This window comes from Dickeya sp. CFBP 2040 (assembly GCF_012273755.1).
GTDB lineage: Bacteria > Pseudomonadota > Gammaproteobacteria > Enterobacterales > Enterobacteriaceae > Dickeya > Dickeya poaceiphila.
Genome location: NZ_JAAVXH010000106.1, coordinates 1 through 1,051, shown reverse-complemented (window position 1 = coordinate 1,051; position 1,051 = coordinate 1). Strand labels below are relative to the sequence as shown.

Here is a 1,051-nt window from a genome sequence, read left to right as displayed (position 1 = left end):
TTGATGTTGTCGCCAGGCATAACCATTTCAACGCCTTCCGGCAGTTCGATGGTGCCAGTCACGTCAGTGGTACGGAAGTAGAACTGCGGACGGTAGCCTTTGAAGAACGGCGTGTGACGGCCACCTTCATCTTTGCTCAGAATGTACACTTCAGATTCGAACTGAGTATGCGGCTTGATTGAGCCCGGTTTAGCCAGTACCTGACCACGCTCTACCTCATCACGTTTGGTACCACGCAGCAGAACACCCACGTTCTCGCCCGCACGGCCTTCGTCCAGCAGTTTACGGAACATTTCAACGCCGGTGCAGGTGGTTTTCGCGGTGTCTTTGATACCCACGATTTCCACTTCTTCACCCACTTTGATGATGCCGCGCTCTACACGACCGGTTACTACAGTACCACGGCCGGAGATGGAGAATACGTCTTCGATCGGCAGCAGGAACGGCTTGTCAATCGCACGCTCCGGTTCCGGAATGTAGCTGTCCAGCGCTTCAGCCAGTTCGATGATTTTCGCTTCCCACTCGGCATCGCCTTCCAGCGCTTTCAGCGCAGAACCGCGGATTACCGGCGTGTCATCGCCCGGGAAGTCGTACTGAGACAGCAGCTCACGCACTTCCATCTCAACCAGTTCCAGCAGCTCTTCGTCATCAACCATGTCGCATTTGTTCAGGAACACGATGATGTACGGAACGCCTACCTGACGACCCAGCAGGATGTGCTCACGGGTCTGCGGCATCGGGCCGTCAGTCGCTGCAACGACCAGGATCGCGCCGTCCATCTGGGCAGCACCGGTGATCATGTTTTTCACGTAGTCGGCGTGCCCTGGGCAGTCAACGTGCGCGTAGTGACGGGTCGGGGTATCGTATTCAACGTGAGAGGTGTTGATGGTAATACCACGCGCTTTTTCTTCCGGCGCGTTGTCGATCTGGTCGAATGCACGAGCCTGACCACCGTAGGTTTTTGCCAGAACGGTAGTGATGGCGGCGGTCAGCGTTGTTTTACCATGGTCAACGTGGCCGATAGTACCGACGTTAACGTGCGGTTTTGTAC

1 protein-coding gene is annotated in these 1,051 nt (G+C 55.9%); it reads right to left on the bottom strand.

Annotated elements, in window-relative coordinates; genetic code table 11:
* Positions 1 to 1,051: elongation factor Tu (tuf, locus tag Dpoa2040_RS16640; RefSeq protein ID WP_168641968.1), on the bottom strand; the 1,051-nt coding region annotated here is incomplete at both ends.